15 protein-coding genes are annotated in these 16,503 nt (G+C 65.3%); 8 read left to right on the plus strand and 7 right to left on the minus strand.

Annotated elements, in window-relative coordinates; genetic code table 11:
* Positions 1–2: 2 nt before the first annotated feature.
* On the minus strand, positions 3–386 hold the full coding sequence (locus tag ABF648_RS02065; protein ID WP_415630633.1) for a DUF6394 family protein: 384 nt from the start codon (positions 384–386) through the stop codon (positions 3–5).
* A 102-nt stretch (positions 387–488) separates the two neighbouring features.
* On the opposite strand from ABF648_RS02065, the gene ABF648_RS02070 reads away from it, so the two are divergent.
* Positions 489–998 carry an O-acetyl-ADP-ribose deacetylase gene (locus ABF648_RS02070; RefSeq protein ID WP_415630634.1) on the plus strand — a complete coding sequence of 170 codons (510 nt, stop codon included), beginning with the start codon at positions 489–491 and terminating at the stop codon, positions 996–998.
* 76 nt (positions 999–1,074) lie between these two features.
* Here ABF648_RS02070 and ABF648_RS02075 read toward each other — a convergent pair whose 3' ends face one another.
* Positions 1,075–1,842: a DedA family protein gene (locus ABF648_RS02075; protein WP_415630672.1), complete on the minus strand. Its 768-nt coding sequence runs from the start codon at positions 1,840–1,842 to the stop codon at positions 1,075–1,077.
* A gap of 394 nt (positions 1,843–2,236) precedes the next feature.
* On the opposite strand from ABF648_RS02075, the gene ABF648_RS02080 reads away from it, so the two are divergent.
* From ABF648_RS02080 to ABF648_RS02090, 3 genes are all read left to right on the plus strand, one after another.
* The gene (locus ABF648_RS02080; protein ID WP_415630635.1) at positions 2,237–3,334 is read left to right on the plus strand and encodes an ABC transporter ATP-binding protein; all 1,098 of its coding nucleotides are present in this window, start codon (positions 2,237–2,239) and stop codon (positions 3,332–3,334) included.
* 189 nt (positions 3,335–3,523) lie between these two features.
* Positions 3,524–4,702: a cystathionine gamma-synthase gene (gene metB, locus ABF648_RS02085; RefSeq protein WP_415630636.1), complete on the plus strand. Its 1,179-nt coding sequence runs from the start codon at positions 3,524–3,526 to the stop codon at positions 4,700–4,702.
* Between the two features lie 15 nt (positions 4,703–4,717).
* A complete protein-coding gene (locus ABF648_RS02090; RefSeq protein WP_415630637.1) occupies positions 4,718–6,100 on the plus strand; it encodes a DUF4032 domain-containing protein in 1,383 nt (460 codons plus the stop codon).
* A 178-nt stretch (positions 6,101–6,278) separates the two neighbouring features.
* Here the strand turns inward: ABF648_RS02090 and ABF648_RS02095 are convergent, their stop codons facing one another.
* The 5 genes from ABF648_RS02095 to ABF648_RS02115 all read right to left on the minus strand — a co-directional run bounded on the left by ABF648_RS02095 (position 6,279) and on the right by ABF648_RS02115 (position 11,594).
* Positions 6,279–6,623 carry a hypothetical protein gene (locus ABF648_RS02095; RefSeq protein ID WP_415630638.1) on the minus strand — a complete coding sequence of 115 codons (345 nt, stop codon included), beginning with the start codon at positions 6,621–6,623 and terminating at the stop codon, positions 6,279–6,281.
* A 217-nt stretch (positions 6,624–6,840) separates the two neighbouring features.
* Positions 6,841–7,497: a LutC/YkgG family protein gene (locus ABF648_RS02100; RefSeq protein ID WP_415630639.1), complete on the minus strand. Its 657-nt coding sequence runs from the start codon at positions 7,495–7,497 to the stop codon at positions 6,841–6,843.
* A 4-nt stretch (positions 7,498–7,501) separates the two neighbouring features.
* Positions 7,502–9,040, minus strand: a complete 1,539-nt coding sequence (locus ABF648_RS02105; protein WP_415630640.1) for a LutB/LldF family L-lactate oxidation iron-sulfur protein — start codon at positions 9,038–9,040, stop codon at positions 7,502–7,504.
* Positions 9,041–9,042: 2 nt separating this feature from the next.
* Positions 9,043–9,846 (minus strand): (Fe-S)-binding protein, encoded by an 804-nt coding sequence (locus ABF648_RS02110; RefSeq protein WP_415630641.1) that lies wholly within the window; start codon positions 9,844–9,846, stop codon positions 9,043–9,045.
* Positions 9,847–9,887: 41 nt separating this feature from the next.
* On the minus strand, positions 9,888–11,594 hold the full coding sequence (locus tag ABF648_RS02115; protein WP_415630642.1) for an L-lactate permease: 1,707 nt from the start codon (positions 11,592–11,594) through the stop codon (positions 9,888–9,890).
* 308 nt (positions 11,595–11,902) lie between these two features.
* On the opposite strand from ABF648_RS02115, the gene ABF648_RS02120 reads away from it, so the two are divergent.
* From ABF648_RS02120 to ABF648_RS02135, 4 genes are all read left to right on the plus strand, one after another.
* Positions 11,903–12,703 (plus strand): FadR/GntR family transcriptional regulator, encoded by an 801-nt coding sequence (locus ABF648_RS02120; RefSeq protein WP_415630643.1) that lies wholly within the window; start codon positions 11,903–11,905, stop codon positions 12,701–12,703.
* Positions 12,704–12,844: 141 nt separating this feature from the next.
* Positions 12,845–14,257, plus strand: a complete 1,413-nt coding sequence (gene cysS / locus ABF648_RS02125; RefSeq protein WP_415630644.1) for a cysteine--tRNA ligase — start codon at positions 12,845–12,847, stop codon at positions 14,255–14,257.
* On the plus strand, positions 14,257–15,183 hold the full coding sequence (gene rlmB, locus ABF648_RS02130) for a 23S rRNA (guanosine(2251)-2'-O)-methyltransferase RlmB (protein ID WP_415630645.1): 927 nt from the start codon (positions 14,257–14,259) through the stop codon (positions 15,181–15,183). Before cysS ends, rlmB begins: the two co-directional genes overlap by 1 nt.
* Before the next feature lie 142 nt (positions 15,184–15,325).
* Positions 15,326–16,450 (plus strand): asparaginase, encoded by a 1,125-nt coding sequence (locus tag ABF648_RS02135; RefSeq protein WP_415630646.1) that lies wholly within the window; start codon positions 15,326–15,328, stop codon positions 16,448–16,450.
* The last annotated feature ends 53 nt before the right edge of the window (positions 16,451–16,503 follow it).

Below are 16,503 nucleotides of genomic sequence, written 5' to 3' on the forward strand. Positions count from 1 at the left end.
GGTCAGCGCCGGATCTGGACGATCTCGCTGACCATCAGGATGACTGAGACCACATTGGCAAGCAGCGCCCCTCCCGACATCGACACGATGATCGACATGTGGGCTGGGGTGATGACACCCGAACCGATCTGGATGGCCCACACCCAGATGGAGGCCGCCACGAGCAGTTGCAGATCGGCGACAAGGCTGGTGGCGAGATGCACGGCGCCCAGCTGGGTGCGATCCCCGAACTTGAGCACGGTCGTCACCAGGCTCACCACGAGAGCCGCGACGAGCTCGTAACCGTTGTGCACACTGGGATCGTCCAGACGGCCGTAGAAGAAGCCGAAATTGAGCGATGCCGCCAGAGTGACGAAAAAGCCGAAGACGACCTTCTCCAGATTCATGCTTCCTCCGCGTGCGCTCGTGGAATCCAGCTGAGTTGTACTTCCATGTTGATCTTCCCCCAGCATGCCGGGTTGGCGTCGCGAGTGCATCACACTGGGGCCATGAGAATCGGGATCGTGCACGCTGACATCACCACATTGCAGGTGGACGCGGTGGTCAATGCCGCCAACTCATCACTTCTCGGGGGCGGCGGCGTGGACGGCGCCATCCATCGCGCCGGGGGCCCTGCCATCCTCAAGGCATGCCGGGAGCTGCGCGCGACCACCCTTCCCGATGGCCTGCCGCGCGGCCAGGCTGTGGCCACCACTGCTGGGAAGCTCCCGGCGCGCTGGGTGATCCACACCGTGGGCCCGGTGTACTCAAGAACAGAGGATCGCTCGGCGATATTGGCCAGCTGCTACCGGGAGTGTCTGCGGGTGGCCGCTGAACTCGGTGCTGCGTCGGTGGCTTTCCCGGCGATCTCGACAGGCGTCTACGGCTGGCCGATGGCCTCGGCGGCGCAGATCGCCGTCGACACCCTTCGCGGTGACGATTCTCCGGTGGGGAAAGTGCTGCTGGTGGCCTTCGGTGACGAGGCCGAAGCCTGCTACCTGGCTGCGCTGGGACGCTGAGACCGTGCCCGGCAGCGCATCTCGGGGGAAGTGTGTCAGGCCTGGGACTGCCGAGGCATCGGCTTCGGGGATCGCTTCAGTGACGCGCTGACCTGGATGATCGCTTGAGCGACCAGCCGATCACGAGCACGACGAGAGCGATGGTCACATAGTTCGCGATCTTCGCGTAGACGGCCAGGATGCGTTCCACCGGCACCCCCACGGCGCTGCCGAGCGTGAAGAAGCCCAGTAGCCAGGCGAAGCAGACCACCAGGTCGAGGGCCATGAATTTCTTGACTGTCATGCCACTGGCACCGGACAGCACGAAGACCACCGGCATGAGAGGCAGTGGCACGGGCAGGTAGGCGATGACCATGCCCAACCAGCCGAGTTTTCTGGCCCAGCGCTCCATCCGCTCGTAGCGGCGACGGGCCCGGTCGGACTTTCCGGCCCAGACCTCGATCATCCCGCGGCCCCACAGTTTGCCCGCCCACCAGTAGACCCAGTCGAGTTTGCAGCTCATGATCGTGCCGGCGATGACGGGCAGAATCCATGCGATGTGGATGAGCTGGCCGGTGTGCACCAGCGCGCCGAGAGACACTGTGCCCGATCGGCTGCCGGTGAGCGCCACCAGCAGCGGCACCCTGTCGGGTGCGCCGAGCAACCAGGCGCGCAAGGGCAGCATGACCATGCTCACCACGCCCAGCACACCCATCCAGACCAGGCAGGCGATGTCGGAACGACCGGGCTTGTGCCGCCAGGGCATCGACGGATCGTCCCACCACTGCCTGAGTTCATCGTGTTCTCTAGGCGCACCTGAGCCATCGGGGCTCCCGGTGGACGCTGGACGAGTGCTCGAATCCATCTCGTGAGAATCTGGGGCCTCGGCACGCCTGGCACCCGGGGTGGACCCTTCATCGGACACCCGGGCGGTATCGACGGGAACCTGCCGGGCGGTGCCGTCCTGGTCTTCGCTCACTTCTGCAGACTACCTGTCAGCACTGCACGGACCTGTGGGCATCAAGGCCATTCCCCGCGACCCCGGACGGCAGTGGGAGTCGCCCATGCGACTGGACGGCGCCCCTGCGGCACGCCGAAGGCACATCGCCCAAGGCCTTGTCAGACGCCAATTTCAGGTATACCCGCACATGATTTTCCGCACATGTGCCATGCTTATCCAAGACGAAGTCGTCCTTCGTCCTGTTTCTACTACGGATCGTCGGGCACGTTCCTGCCCGTGGAAAGGATTGGCGACAGCCATGGCTAAAGTCTCATTCAAGGACGCAACCCGGATCTATCCAGGTGCGGATCATCCAGCCGTCGACAAGCTCAATCTCGAAATCGGTGACGGCGAATTCATGGTCCTGGTCGGACCCTCCGGATGTGGCAAGTCCACCTCGCTGAGAATGCTCGCAGGCCTGGAAGAGATCAACGACGGATCGGTGTGGATCGGGGATCGCGATGTCACCGATCTGCCCCCCAAGGATCGCGATATCGCGATGGTCTTCCAGAATTACGCCCTTTATCCGCATATGACCGTGGCGGACAATATGGGCTTCGCATTGAAAATGAAGGGTGTTGCCCGGGACGAGCGCGAAAAGCGCGTTCTCGAAGCGGCAAAACTGCTCGGCCTTGAAGAATTGCTCACCCGCAAGCCCAAGAACCTGTCCGGCGGCCAGCGCCAGCGCGTGGCCATGGGCCGCGCGATCGTCCGTGATCCCCAGGTCTTCCTGATGGACGAGCCGCTGTCCAATCTGGACGCCAAGCTGCGCGTCCAGACCCGCACCCAGATCGCCGCGCTGCAGACCCGGCTGGGAGTCACCACCGTCTATGTCACCCACGACCAGGTCGAGGCCATGACGATGGGCGACCGTGTCGCTGTCATGAAGGACGGCATCCTGCAGCAGGTGGACCGCCCGCTGGCCCTCTACGACACCCCGAAGAACATCTTCGTCGCCGGATTCATCGGCTCTCCCGCCATGAACTTGATGCCCGGCACGATCGTCGAGAACGGCATCGAGGTCACCGATCACGTCATCCCGGTGGCTCGCGAGATTCTCGACAAGGCGCAGTCCAAGGACGTCGTGGTGGGCATCCGGCCTGAAACCTTCGAGGTCTCCGACTCCGATGAGGGCATCGCGCTGAAGATCGGAGCGGTCGAGGAGACCGGCGCCGATTCCTACCTCTACGGCACCCTGGGTACCGCCGATACGGCGGCCATCACCGATGAGAGCTTGCAGGTCGTGGCGCGAGTCACCACCCGCACGCCCCCGCAGCGCGGTGAGACCATCCGGCTGCGCGTCGACCCGGCGAAGATGCACGTCTTCGACAAGATCAGCACCCTGCGCATCTCCTGATCCGCTCACCCGGCAGCATCATTCGCCATTGGGCTCCGCTTGCGCGTGGAGCCCAATGGCGTTTCTGCGCCCGGCCATTGTCACTACACTCCTCCCGAGGGCTCACCGCCGGAGTACTGCGATGCCCTTTTGGACGACATAGGTGCTGGCACGGACGGATCGGCCCGCGGTGCAGCGCCAGGAGGAAGAATGAACGATCAACCCGCTGAGCTCGATGCCCTGACCAGCGCGATACGAGCCGGGCTGGACTCGGACACCCAGTACAGCTCCGTGGTGCCGCCGCTGTACCCCAGCACCAACTACCGCTTCCCCTCCTTGGACGAGCATCCCGACTTCGACTACTCACGTTCGAACAACCCGACACGCACCCTGCTGGCCAATGCGCTGACCCGTCTGGAGCATGGTGCAGGCGGAGTGGTGACCGGCTCCGGGATGGGTGCGCTCACTGCCACCTTCGAGGCGCTGTGCGGCCCGCACGCCCGCGTCGTCGCCCCGGTGGACTGCTACGGCGGCACCTGGCGGCTGCTGGACCATCTGGCCTCCAGGGATCGTCTCGTCGCCGATTTCGAGGCCCTGGCAGATCCCGACGCTGCCACCGCGGCACTGTCGACGCCGGCCGATGTCGTGCTCATCGAAACTCCCTCGAACCCGCTGATGCGCATCACCGACATCGCCACCGTCTCGCAGCAGGCTCATGCGGCCGGTGCCGTCGTGGTGGTCGACAACACCTTCTGTTCCCCGCTGCTGCAGAATCCTCTCGACCTCGGCGCAGACGTGGTGGTGCACTCCACGACGAAGTTCATCAACGGCCATTCCGACACGGTGGGCGGCGCGGTGATCACCAGGACCGCCGAGCAGGCCGAACTGATCAACCACTGGGCCAATGCACTCGGCCTCACCGGGGGGGCCTGGGAGTCCTGGTTGATCATGCGCGGGCTGCGCACCATCGACGCCAGAATCCGCGTCCACCAGGCGAATGCGACGGCAGTGGTTGATCTGCTCTGTTCGCATCCTGCGGTGCGCACGGTGAACTATCCGGGCTTGTCCTCTCACCCCCAGCACGAGCTCGCCGCACGCCAGCAGTCCGGCTTCGGTTCGCTGCTCAGCTTCGAACTGACCGGAGGTGTACCGGCGGTACGCCGCTTCGTGGACGGGCTGCGCTGCATCGACCTGGCCGAATCCCTGGGCGGCACCGAATCGCTGCTGTGCCACCCCACGACCATGACCCATGCCGGCATGACCCCCGAGGCACGCGCCGAGGCCGGTCTCAGCGACGACCTGTTGCGCCTGTCCGTGGGCATCGAGCCGCTGAACGATCTGCTCGCCGACCTGCAAGCCGCCCTGGACCGCTCCCTTCCCAACCAGTGATGGCAGACTGGTGGCGTGCCGCGCTTCCTCTCAGCAAAACCTGATGCCAGGCTCATCCCACTTCCCTGGGACCAGCCCTTGGCGCAGTGGCCGACGAAGAACCTCGTCGCCCTGCCGCGAGGCATCTCGCGCCACGTCGTGCGTTTCATCAAGGTGGGCGATGAGGTCTACGCCGCCAAGGAGGTGAACCAGGAGTTCGCCCTGCACGAGTACCGACTGCTGCACGACCTGGTGCGTCTGCGGACCCCGGCGGTCGAGGCCGTCGCGGTGGTCAGCGGCCGCGTCGACCAGAACGGCGAACCGCTCGACTCGGTACTCATCACCAAGCACCTGGATTTTTCACTGCCCTACCGGGCGCTGTTCAGCCCCGGTGTGCGTCACGACACTGTGATGCGCTTGCTCGATGCCATGGTGGTGCTGCTGGCACGACTGCACCTGCTCGGCTTCATGTGGGGTGATGTGTCCCTCTCCAACATCCTGTTCCGAAGGGATGCCGGTTCCTTCGCCGCCTATCTGGTGGACGCCGAGACAGGCGAGCTCCACGACCAGCTCTCCGACGGGCAGCGTGCTCACGACCTGGACATTGCACGGGTGAACGTCTTCGGTGACTTCTGCGACCTTGAGGCCGGCGGACTGCTCGACGAGTCCTTGGATCCGTTGAATCTCGTGGAGACCATCGACGCCCGTTACCACGAACTGTGGAACGAGCTGACCGGCATCGAGGAGTTCTCCGGCTCGGAACTGCACCGGATCGAGAGCCGGGTGCGCCGGCTCAATGCGCTGGGCTTCGATGTGGCCGAGCTCGACATCCAGACCAGCCCTGATGGCCAGCGCATCACCATCCAGCCGAAGGTGGTGGACGCCGGGCATCACTCGCGGCGTCTGATGCGCCTCACCGGCCTGGACACCGAGGAGAATCAGGCGCGCCGGCTGCTGAACGATCTCGACACCTTCCGGGCAAGGACCGTCCAGCAGAATGTCGATGAGTCCGTGGTGGCTCATGAGTGGCTCACCGAATGCTTCGAGCCTGTCGTCAACATGGTGCCCGCCGAACTGTCCGAGAAGCGCGATCCCGCACAGATCTATCACGAGGTGCTGGACTACCGCTGGTACATGTCCCAGCGCGAGAATCGCGAAGTTCCCCTCACCGAAGCCATGCAGGGATACATCAAGGATGTGCTGCGCAATCTCCCCGACGAGGTGATGAGCAAGGCGGCGCTGGTCCAGGTGCAGCAGGGCGACACCCGCCAGCTCGCCAACCCCTATGACCCGTCGATGGGCTTCGCCGACGGAGAGGACGACGCTCCGGTGCATGATCCCTGGGAGGACACCGCCAAGGACGTCGACGTCCAATCGGCCACCACCCTCGACATCGACGCGCTACGCGCCAAGGGCTGAGGTTCCGCCGGTTTCTGCCAGTGCGGGCCACCGAGTCATTGATGGCGTGGAGTGTGCAGCGCGGCAGCGGCGCCAAGGGTATTCCAGTCGCAGGGCGCAGGCACGCCCCCGCGCTCACCCATCACAACCACAGCGGTGAGGTCCGCAGCTGTTTCCAGGACGTTGAACGGGCGAGGCCTCACTCGCCGAGTTCGTCCTCGGTGTCATCGCCGTCGGGTTGTTCGCGCACCACGGCGGACACCTGCCGGATCTGATCGGCGTCCAAGCTGAGCAGCCCCTGGCGATCGCTGGCATGCAGTGTGAAACCGCCGAGCGCTCCGGCCGCGGCGATTCCCGAGGTCAGCGGCGCAGCGCCGGCTGAACCCGGATGGCCTTCGGCGAAGAAGGGGTCCTCGGACGCGTTGCGGTTCTGGTCGGACTGGTTCTGGACCGGAGGATTGGCGTGCTGCACGCCGCCGATGGCAGCACGCACCTGATCCCCGATCGCGCTGCTGCGCGGTGCGTGCTTGCGAATCTCTGCCATCGTCGTCTCCTCTGCCGGGCTCGCCAATACGGTAGTCACTCGGCCTGAGAGGGCGGTGACGGCGTCCGGATGCCGTCACCGACAAGACCGATGGATGGGTGCCGATGCCATGGCGTTCCCCGAACAGTACCGAACCGGGATCGGCAACACACCGGCACGGCACACGGCCGCGGCACCTGAGCGCCGCGGCCGTGGGACCAATGGAGTGATGTGTAGGTCAGTCCTGAACCAGGATCACGTACAGCTTGCGCGGGCCGTGGACCCCGTCCACCCGGGACAGCTCGATGTCGCTGGTGGCAGAACCACCGCTGATCCAGGTGAGCGGCCTGCCCTCGTGCACTGCGGACTTGACGATTTGGACCGCCTCGGGGACATCGGAGACGACCTGGTCGGCGCGGATCACGCAGACGTGACGGTCAGGGACCAGCGACAGGGCGCGACGGCCCTGGTCCGGCTCATGGTCGAGCACAATGGTGCCGGTGTCGGCCACCCCGACGGCCGCAGCGGTGACCACGGCATCGGTGTTGTCCAGCTCGGTCTTGGTGAGCTGCGGCTCGTCGGCGCGCGCCGTGAGCCCTGCGCCTTCGATGGCCGTGACCCAGCTCTTGTCAAGCCCGACGGGCACGACGACGGTGGACTCTGCACCGGTGGCCTTGAGCCCATCGACGACGGCCTGCGGCACCTCGGCGGAACTCACCCGCACGACCGTGGCCGAGTAGTCCTCGACCTTCTGCTGAAAGGTACCGACCACATCGTCCATGGCGATACCGCCGCCATAGGTCCAGTGGATCGGGGTGTCCTTCTCGGGGTCCTTCTCCACGATGTCGGCTGTTGCCCGGCGGATACGGGCGAGGATCTCCTGCTTGGCGTCCATGTGCTTACCTTTCACCCTCGCTGTGGTTCTTCTTCCACCAGGACCGGAAGGTCTGGGTCGGCGGCGCCTGGACGTCGCGGTACTTCAACCAGCGTTCCGCGATCGGGACGGGCATCGGGCCGAGGGCGTGACCGCGCAGGATGCGCCCGGCGCCACGGCTGCCGTACATGATCTTCTCGAAGTGCTTGTAGTCGCCAAGCACCCAGGAAGCCATCTTCATCAGACCCTGCTCGCCAACCACCTCGACATCCTTGGGCGGGCGATCCTTCTTCTCCGAGGTCACGACCTTGTTGCGGACGTGGATGATGATGTCGGTGAAGGGGATCTTGACCGGGCAGACCTCATTGCAGGCCCCGCACAGCGAGCATGCATAGGGCATGCCACGATCCACCGGATCTTCCACGCCGCGCAGCTGCGGAGTGAGGGTGATACCGATCGGGCCGGGGTAGACCGAACCGTAGGCATGGCCACCGGCGCGCTCGTAGACCGGGCAGGTGTTGATGCACGCGGCGCAACGGATGCAGCGCAGCACCTCGCGACCGACCGGATCGGCCAGCACATTGGTGCGCCCGTTGTCCATGAAGATGACGTGCTGCTCCTGTGGGCCGTCACCCGGGGTGACGCCGCTCCACACGGAGTTGTAGGGGTTCATCCGCTCTCCGGTCGCAGAACGGGGCAGCAGCTTGAGGAAGATCTCCAGGTCGTCATAGGTCGGCAGGATCTTCTCGACGCCGATCATGGAGATGAGCGTGTCGGGCAGCGTGAGGCACATCCGGCCGTTGCCCTCGGACTCGACGATGACCAGTGATCCGGTGTCGGCCAGCACGAAGTTCGCGCCGGAGACAGCCACCTTGGCGCGCAGGAACTTCTCGCGCAGGTGAAGACGGGCGGCATCGGCCAGTTCCGGAGGATTCTCCGAGACGTCCTCGGGGCAGGGCCGGCCGTAGTTCTTCATCTCGCGGAGGAAGATCTCACGCACCTGGGAACGGTTGCGGTGGATGGCGGGAACCACGATGTGGGAGGGACGGTCGTGGCCGAGCTGGACGATGAGTTCGGCGAGGTCGGTCTCCCAGGCCGCGATGCCCTCTTCCTCGAGCGCCTCGTTGAGATCGGTCTCCTGGGTGGTGATCGACTTGATCTTCACGACCTCGTCGACGCCCTTGGACTTCGCGATCTCCGCGACGATCTTGTTGGCCTCGGCCCCATCACGAGCCCAGTGCACCTGTACACCGTGCTCGGTCAGAGACTTCTCGGCCTGCTCGAGGTAGACGTCGAGGTGACGCCCCACCCGGTTCTTGATCTCGTAGGCGGCCTGGCGGAGGTCCTCCCAGTCGGGAGACTCGGACACCCGCAGGGCCCGCTTGTTGCGGATCGTGGTCATCGCATTGCGCATGTTCTTGCGCTGCACCGCGATCTTCAGCTCGCCCTTGACAGCGTGCGAGAACTTGGGCATGCCCAGGAAGGTGCCAGCCTCCTCGGGGGCCGGGGTGAGGCGTGCCACTCCGTAGTTGCCCTCGGTGATTCGACGCAGTTCGGTACCCATGGTCAGTCCTCCTCCGTGTTGGCCAGGATCTCGGCGATGTGGATCGCCTTGACGCCGGAGTTCTGGCGGGCCAGCACACCACCGATGTTGAGCAGGCAGGAGTTGTCGCCGGCCACGACGTATTCGGCTCCGGTCTCCCGGACGTGGCGTGCCTTGTCGGCAGCCATCGTTGCGCTCATGTCGTAGTTCTTGATGCAGAAGGTGCCGCCGAAGCCGCAGCACTGCTCGGCATTCGGCAGGTCGACCATCGTCATGCCGCGGACATTCTTCAGCAGCTCGTAGGGACGATCCCCGAGCTTGATGAGGCGCTTGCCGTGACAGGAGGGGTGGTAGGTGATGGTGTGCGGGAAATAGGCACCCACATCGGTGACGCCCAGCACGTCCACCAGGAACTCGGTGAGATCGAGGGAGATCTTGCTGGTGTGCGCAACATCGCGCTGCAGGCCGGCGTCACCGAGACGCTGGGCGAGCATGGGGTGCTGGTCACGCACTGCGGCGATGCAGGAGCCTGACGGCGCAACGACGTAGTCGTAGTCGCTGAACGCCTTCACATAGGACTTGACCATGCCCATCGACTCTTTGAAGTAGCCGGTGTTCGTGGTGATCTGCCCGCAGCAGGTCTGTTCCTTCGGGAAGTGGACGTGGCAACCCAGGCGTTCGAGCAGCTTCGTCACTGCAATGCCGGTCTGGGGGAACATCACATCGTTGATACATGTGATGAACACAGCCACGTCGAGCCCGGTGCCGGGAAGTCCCGGCGCCGCAGCGCGACTGGCCTCACCCGGCGCATTGGTCGTGGTGGTCATTCAAACCTCCAAAGAGAGTGGTTCTGACAACAGAGTCTTGTTCATGGCAGTAGCCAGCTCAGCACCGGGGTGGACATCAGGCCCGCGATGATGCACATGATCACCAGGAGCAGGATCGAGTACTTGAAGACCTTACGCAGGATCACCGACTCGCTCCCGATTAGTCCAATTGCTGTCGCGGCGACGGTGAGCGACTGGGGCGAGATCATCTTGCCGACCACACCACCGGCAGCCCCGGCGCCCACCAGCAGACCCTTCATGCCCTCGTTGCCGAGCGAGGTCGTGACGTGGATCTGGTCGGCGACACCTGCCTGCAGGCCGGAGAACAGGATGTTGGCCGAGGTGTCCGAACCGGTCACGTAGGTGCCGATCCAGCCGAGGATCGGAGCGAGGAATGGATAGGCCGCACCTGCACCGGCGATCCACAGGCCCAGCGCCAGCGTCTGACCGGAGTCGCCCATGACATAGGCCAGGGCCACCACGAAGCCGATGGTGATGAGCGAGAACTTCATCTTCTTCAGCGTCACGCCGAGCTCACCGAACAGCTTGCCGGCCGGCACCCTGTAGCAGATGCCCACGATGATGGCCACGATGGCCAGCAGGAATCCGGGGGTGGAGAGCAGCGGCCAGGTGTAGATCAGGTGGGTTGACAGCGCGAATTCGCCACTCGCTGTCTTGGACGCGGTGTGCAGCTCTTCCAGCAGCGGCCAGCGCATCCCGATGTCACCGACCTTCAGGAAGGACTTGATGGCCGGCAGCGCAGCGAGCGCGAAGACCACGATGACGAGCATGTAGGGCAGCAGAGCCATCAGGATGCGGCGGCCGGTGAGGTCGCCGACCTGCACCTCCTCGCGCACGACCGGTTCGGTCTCGACCTTGGCATCCATCGGGACGCCGATCCGTTCCGCTGCCTCGCGACCACCGGTCGGCTTCCAGAAGCGCAGGAAGAGAATGCCCAAGCCCACGCTGATCACTGCGGCGAAGACCTCGGTGAGGGAGAACAGCGAGGTGCCGGCGACGACCCACTTCACAGCACCGAAGACGAAGCCGACGAACAGACCGAAGGGCCAGCACTGCTTGATGCCCTTCTTGCCGTCCATCACGCCGAGCATCAGGAAGGGGACCACCAGGCACAGGATGGCGCAGATGCGGGCGGTCACCGGGGCGACCTGGGAGACTTCCAGATTGGCGGTCTTGGCGGCGACCAGAACAGGCAGGCCCACGGCGCCGAAGGCCACCGGGACGGTGTTGGCGATCAGCGCGGTGACTGCGGCTCGCAGCTTGCCGAAGCCGATACCGATGAGCATGGACGCGGCGATGGCGACAGGTGCGCCGAATCCTGCCAGCGCCTCCAGCAGACCGCCGAAGCAGAAGGCGATGAGAATGCCGAGGATGCGCGGGTCGTCACTGATGAGGAAGAAGGTGCGCCGCAGATCATCGAAGCGCCCGGAGATGACCGTCACCTGATACATCCAGATTGCTGCCAGCAGAATCCAGCCGATGGGCAGCAGGCCATAGAGGAAGCCCTGGACGCTCGTGGAGAGTGCCATCTGGATCGGCATCCCGAAGGCGATGATGGAAATGACCACCGCGAGTGCCCACGAGGTGAAGCCCGCCCAGTGGGCCTTCCAGCGCAGCGCGCCCAGCGTGATGAGCATGCAGGCCACCGGGAGGAGTGCCACCAGGCCGGAGAGCCACTGTTGTCCCAAGGCATTCGGATTCGGTATGAACGACTGGAGTAGGACCACGGAGACCCCTTTGCTCGACGTTGAAAGCAATGCTTGCGGCGTCTCGCCAGTGAGACATCGCCGGTCAGAACAATAGGTCTGACCAATTCACCAGGTCAAGGACCCCATCCGTGTTTGTCCCCTTGTGATCGGCAGGATTGCGGTTGCCATGCCTTCCAACACGAGATGACATGGCGGTCAATGCCCCTGCGCGGCGTTCCTGCCGTGCCGGAACCCTCACAGGAATTTCACCGGGCACTTGCAGGAATCTCGCGAAGAAGTCGGCAGGCGGGCATGCCTTTGCTTGGCCGATCGGCCAGAATTGGCCCATGGAGTCCGCGCACAAGGCAGCCCAGCCAGACACCGAGGCGGCATGTCATGACTGCGCCATCGTGCGATCCAAGGGCTATTCCGGATTCGACATCGCCCTTCACCACATCGAATGCGCGATCGAGTCCGGCGAGTACGTCGCGGGCATGCAGCTGCCCCCCGAACGTGAGCTCGCCGCGCAGCTGTCGGTGGGACGTGGGGCCGTGCGTGAGGCCATTCGAGTGATGCAGGCGCAGGGCGTGCTCGTCTCGGGCACCGGCCCTGGCAATGGGACGAGAATCCGCGTGACACCCGGCGATGCGCTGGCCAGGATGCTGCGCATGCACCTCGCGCTGGACTCCACCTCGGTTCCCGACCTCACCGAGACGCGGGTGCTGATGGAGCGCTCGGCCTGCGAGACGGCGGCACGACGCGGACCCTGTTCGGCTCTCACCAGGGCACGAATACTGGTTCAGCGGATGGATTCCCACGATGAGACCAGCGACTTCAACGACTTGGACACCTCTTTCCACGTGGCCCTGGTCGAGGCGAGCGGCAATCACATGCTGTCGATGATCTGCACCGCGATCCGCCAGACCCTCGCCGAGCCGATCCGCACCGCCGAACTCCAGCTGGACGACTGGCCGGGTTTCCGGGAGCGCCTGGTGCGTGAGCACCACGAGATCCTCTCGGCGGTGGAGGCCGGTGATGCGCCGCGGGCTGGAGGGCTTGTCGAGGAGCACATCCGGGGTGCCTATGCCACCCTGCTACCACTGATCGGGGTGCGCACCGACGCACCGGCCCATGCCACCCATGTCTGAGGCACTCCCCTGGTGAGGTGATTGCCGACAGGGTCCGCGCGTCCTGGAAGCGTCAGAATCGCATGCCACCTCGTGGGGGCGGTCATGGGTTGAGGTCTCCGAAGGGCGCGCTGCCGGGTGCTGCGCCACTACACTGACGCCGTGGCTTTCCAGCTCTACGACGAATCCTGCCTGTCAGTCGTCCCCTTCGTCCCGCTCGTGCCGGGGAAGGTGTCGATATATCACTGCGGGCTCACCGTCCAGAGCTCCCCCCACCTGGGGCACATCCGCAAGGAGGTCGTCTTCGACGTGCTGCGGCGCTGGTTCACCGCCAGCGGCTACCAGGTGAAGGTTGTGGCCAACATCACCGACATCAACGAGAAGATCTGGCAGAAGGCCGAGGAGGCCGGCCTGGAGTGGTATGAGCTGGCCTACCAGGTGGAGCTTGAACTGCATCGTGCCTACGCGGCGCTGGGCTGCCTGGCGCCCAGCTACGAGCCCCGCGCCACCGGCCACATCACCGAGATGATCGAGCTGGTCGAGAAGCTCATCGAACGGGGTCATGCCTATGCGGCGGCCGATGACTCCGGCGATGTCTACTTCGATGTGCGCAGCTGGCCGGAATATGGCCAGCTGTCCAACCAGCACATCGAGGAGATGGTCGCCGCGGAGGATGCCGATCCGCGCGGCAAGCACGACCCGCGCGATTTCGCCTTGTGGAAGGGCAGTAAGCCCGACGAACCGGCCACGGCGAGCTGGCCCAGCCCATGGGGACGCGGGCGCCCCGGCTGGCATCTGGAATGCTCGGCAATGAGTCTGAAGTACTTGGGCGAGCAGTTCGACATTCATGGTGGCGGGATGGATCTCCGATTTCCGCACCATGAGAACGAGCAGGCGCAGAGCCGCGCCGCGGGCTACGGTTTCGCGCACTACTGGATGCACAACGCCTTCGTCACGATGGCCGGGGAGAAGATGAGCAAGTCCCTGGGCAATGGCACGGTCGTCACCGACATCACCAAGCAGTATCCGCCGCGGGCGGTGCGGCTGTATCTCGCCCAGCCGCACTACAGGTCCACGATCGAATACTCCCCCACCTCCCTGGTGGAAGCCAGTGCACAGCTGGCCCGCATCGACGCCTTCCTGGAGCGCGGCGAGGTCTCAGGTCCGGTGGATTTCCATTTCGAGGATTTGCCCGAGGCATTCGTCACGGCGATGGACAACGATCTGGGCACGCCCACCGCGGTGGCCGTGCTGTTCGACACCATCAAGGCCGGCAACAAGGCCTTCGACGCCGGACAGATCGCGCAGACCGAGGTGGCGCTGCGGCAGGTGCGAGCCATGTTGCACGTGCTGGGGCTGGATCCGCACGATCCTGAATGGGCCGAGCAGGACGCCGGTGCCAGGATGGATTCCAAGGTGCTCGACGGGCTCGTGGAGCTCATCCTGGAATCCCGTCAGCAGGCCCGGGCGCGCAAGGACTTCGCGACGGCCGACAAGATTCGCGACACCCTCACCGCCCTCGGCGTGCGCATCGAGGACACCCCCGATGGTGCTCGCTGGAGCGTGAGCCGCTGATGCCCGGACCGAAGAAGGGCACTGGCGGTCACGGCCGCCGCAGGCTGTCCGGCCACGGGCCGACGCCCAAGGCCCAGGACAGGCCCTACCACAAGGCCTATGTGCCCAGGGGTGCTGCCTCCGGCGGTTCCAGGCCCGCGTCCGGGCGTTCCGCAGGGCGCGCGTCCAAGCCTTCCAGCATGGGCAAGGGCGCCAACTCCGACTGGGTGGTGGGCCGCAATGCCGTGCTGGAGGCGATGAAGGCGGGGCTCCCCGTGCGCCGTGCTTTCGTCGCGGAGGGCTCCGATCGGGACGACAGGTTGCGCGAGATCTTCAAGTACGCGGCCGACCACTCCCTCACCCTGCTCCAGGTGCCGCGCCAGGAACTGGACACCCTCACCTCCGGGGCGGTGCACCAGGGCATCGCTCTCCAAATGCCGCCCTACCAGTACGCGACGCTCGACGATGTGATGGCAAAGGCGCTCACCCGCGACGACGACCACGGGCTGATCGTGGCCTGCGACCAGATCACCGACCCGCACAATCTGGGTGCAATCATCCGTTCGGCGGCCGCGTTCGGCGCCGATGCGGTGGTCATTCCCGAACGCCGCTCCGCCTCTCTGACTGCCAGCGCATGGAAGGCCTCCGCCGGTGCGGCGGCCCGTATCGCGGTGGCGAAGGTCATCAACCTCAACCGGGCACTGGAAAAGCTGTCTTCTGGTGGTTTCACCATCGCAGGCCTTGCGGCGGAGGGCGACGAGGCGATCCCCGGGGTGAATGGCCCCCTGGTGCTCGTGGTGGGCTCCGAGGGCGAGGGCCTGAGCCGGATGGTGCGCGAGCACTGCGATGCGCTGGTTCGGATCGGGATCACCAACTCCGTGGAAAGCCTGAATGCCTCGGTCGCTGCAGCCATCGTGCTGCACGAGGTGGCACGCTCACGTGGCTGAGTCCCCTACTGCCCACGCGGCAGTGTCACTCGTGGGCGGAGCAGCAGGACAACCGCGCGCGGATTGTCCCACCACTCAAGAGCCGCTCCGGGTGATGACGAAGGCATCCCTCGGGCATCGTCGCAAGCGGATCTGACCAGCGATGATGCACGTCCACGTGGTGTACACCGGGGGCACGCTCGGCATGGTGGACACGCCGCACGGGCTCGCCCCGGGTGCGGATGTGGAGAGCTGGCTGGCCGAGCTGGGGGCTGGTCTCCTGGCACCCGGGAGCGCATCAAGCGGCCCGGCGGTCACCACTCCACTGCCGTCGGCTCCTCCTTCAGCACCTGCTCAGCCCGGCAATGGTCGTCTCGGTAGCGGTGATCCACCAGCAATTCCACCGCCGGGTGGCGTGCTGCTCACCATGAGCCGCACCGGCCGTCTCATCGACTCCTCCAATGCCACCCCCGAGAACTGGCAGCAGATCATCGACGAGCTGCGGGCCCGCCGTGAGGATGCCGATGCTTTCGTCGTGCTGCACGGCACCGACACGATGGCGTACACCGCCGCTGCTCTGGGCTACGCGCTCACCGGTTTCGGCGCACCTGTGGTGCTCACAGGTGCGCAGTATCCGATCGGGGTGATGGGATCGGACGCGGCAGCGAATGTCACCGGTGCCGTGCAGGCCGCGGCGGGCGGACGGCTCCGGGGCGTCGGTGTGTTCTTCGGACACCACCTGTTTGCCGCCACGAGGACGACGAAGGTCTCCTCGTGGGCTTTCGAGGGTTTCGGCTCGCCCGATGCTGCGGCCCTTGCCACGCAGGGGGCTCCGTGGCGGTGGACTCCCGCCCCAGCGCCTGGGCATGGCTGGGCCGACCCCGCTCCTTACCGGCGCCGGGATGTGCTGGTGCTCGACCTGGTTCCCGGCATCAGCACGTCGAGAATCGCGGCTGCTGCTGAACCGGCACCCGAGGCCGTGATCCTGCGCGCCTTCGGTGTGGGCAATGTGCCCGGCGAAGAGCCCGGTTTCACCGATCTGCTGGCCGGGCTGGTCGACTCCGGAGTGCCGGTGGTGGTCGCATCGCAGTGCCATCAGGCGCAGGTGCTGATGGGCCACTACGAGGCCAGTGATGCACTGGCCCGCACCGGCGCCATCAGCGCTCGTGACATGACGCTGGAAGCCCTGTATGCCAAACTTGTCTTCCTTCTCTGCCAGGGCCTCGGCGGCGACGAACTGGCGCACTGGATGAGCGTGAACATCGCGGGTGAACTCACCCCTGGCTGAGCCGGCGCTCGTACTGGGCACCGGGGCACTGTCCCGATCCCAGGATCACAGCG

This window comes from Propionibacterium sp. (assembly GCF_047719395.1).
GTDB lineage: Bacteria > Actinomycetota > Actinomycetes > Propionibacteriales > Propionibacteriaceae > Propionibacterium.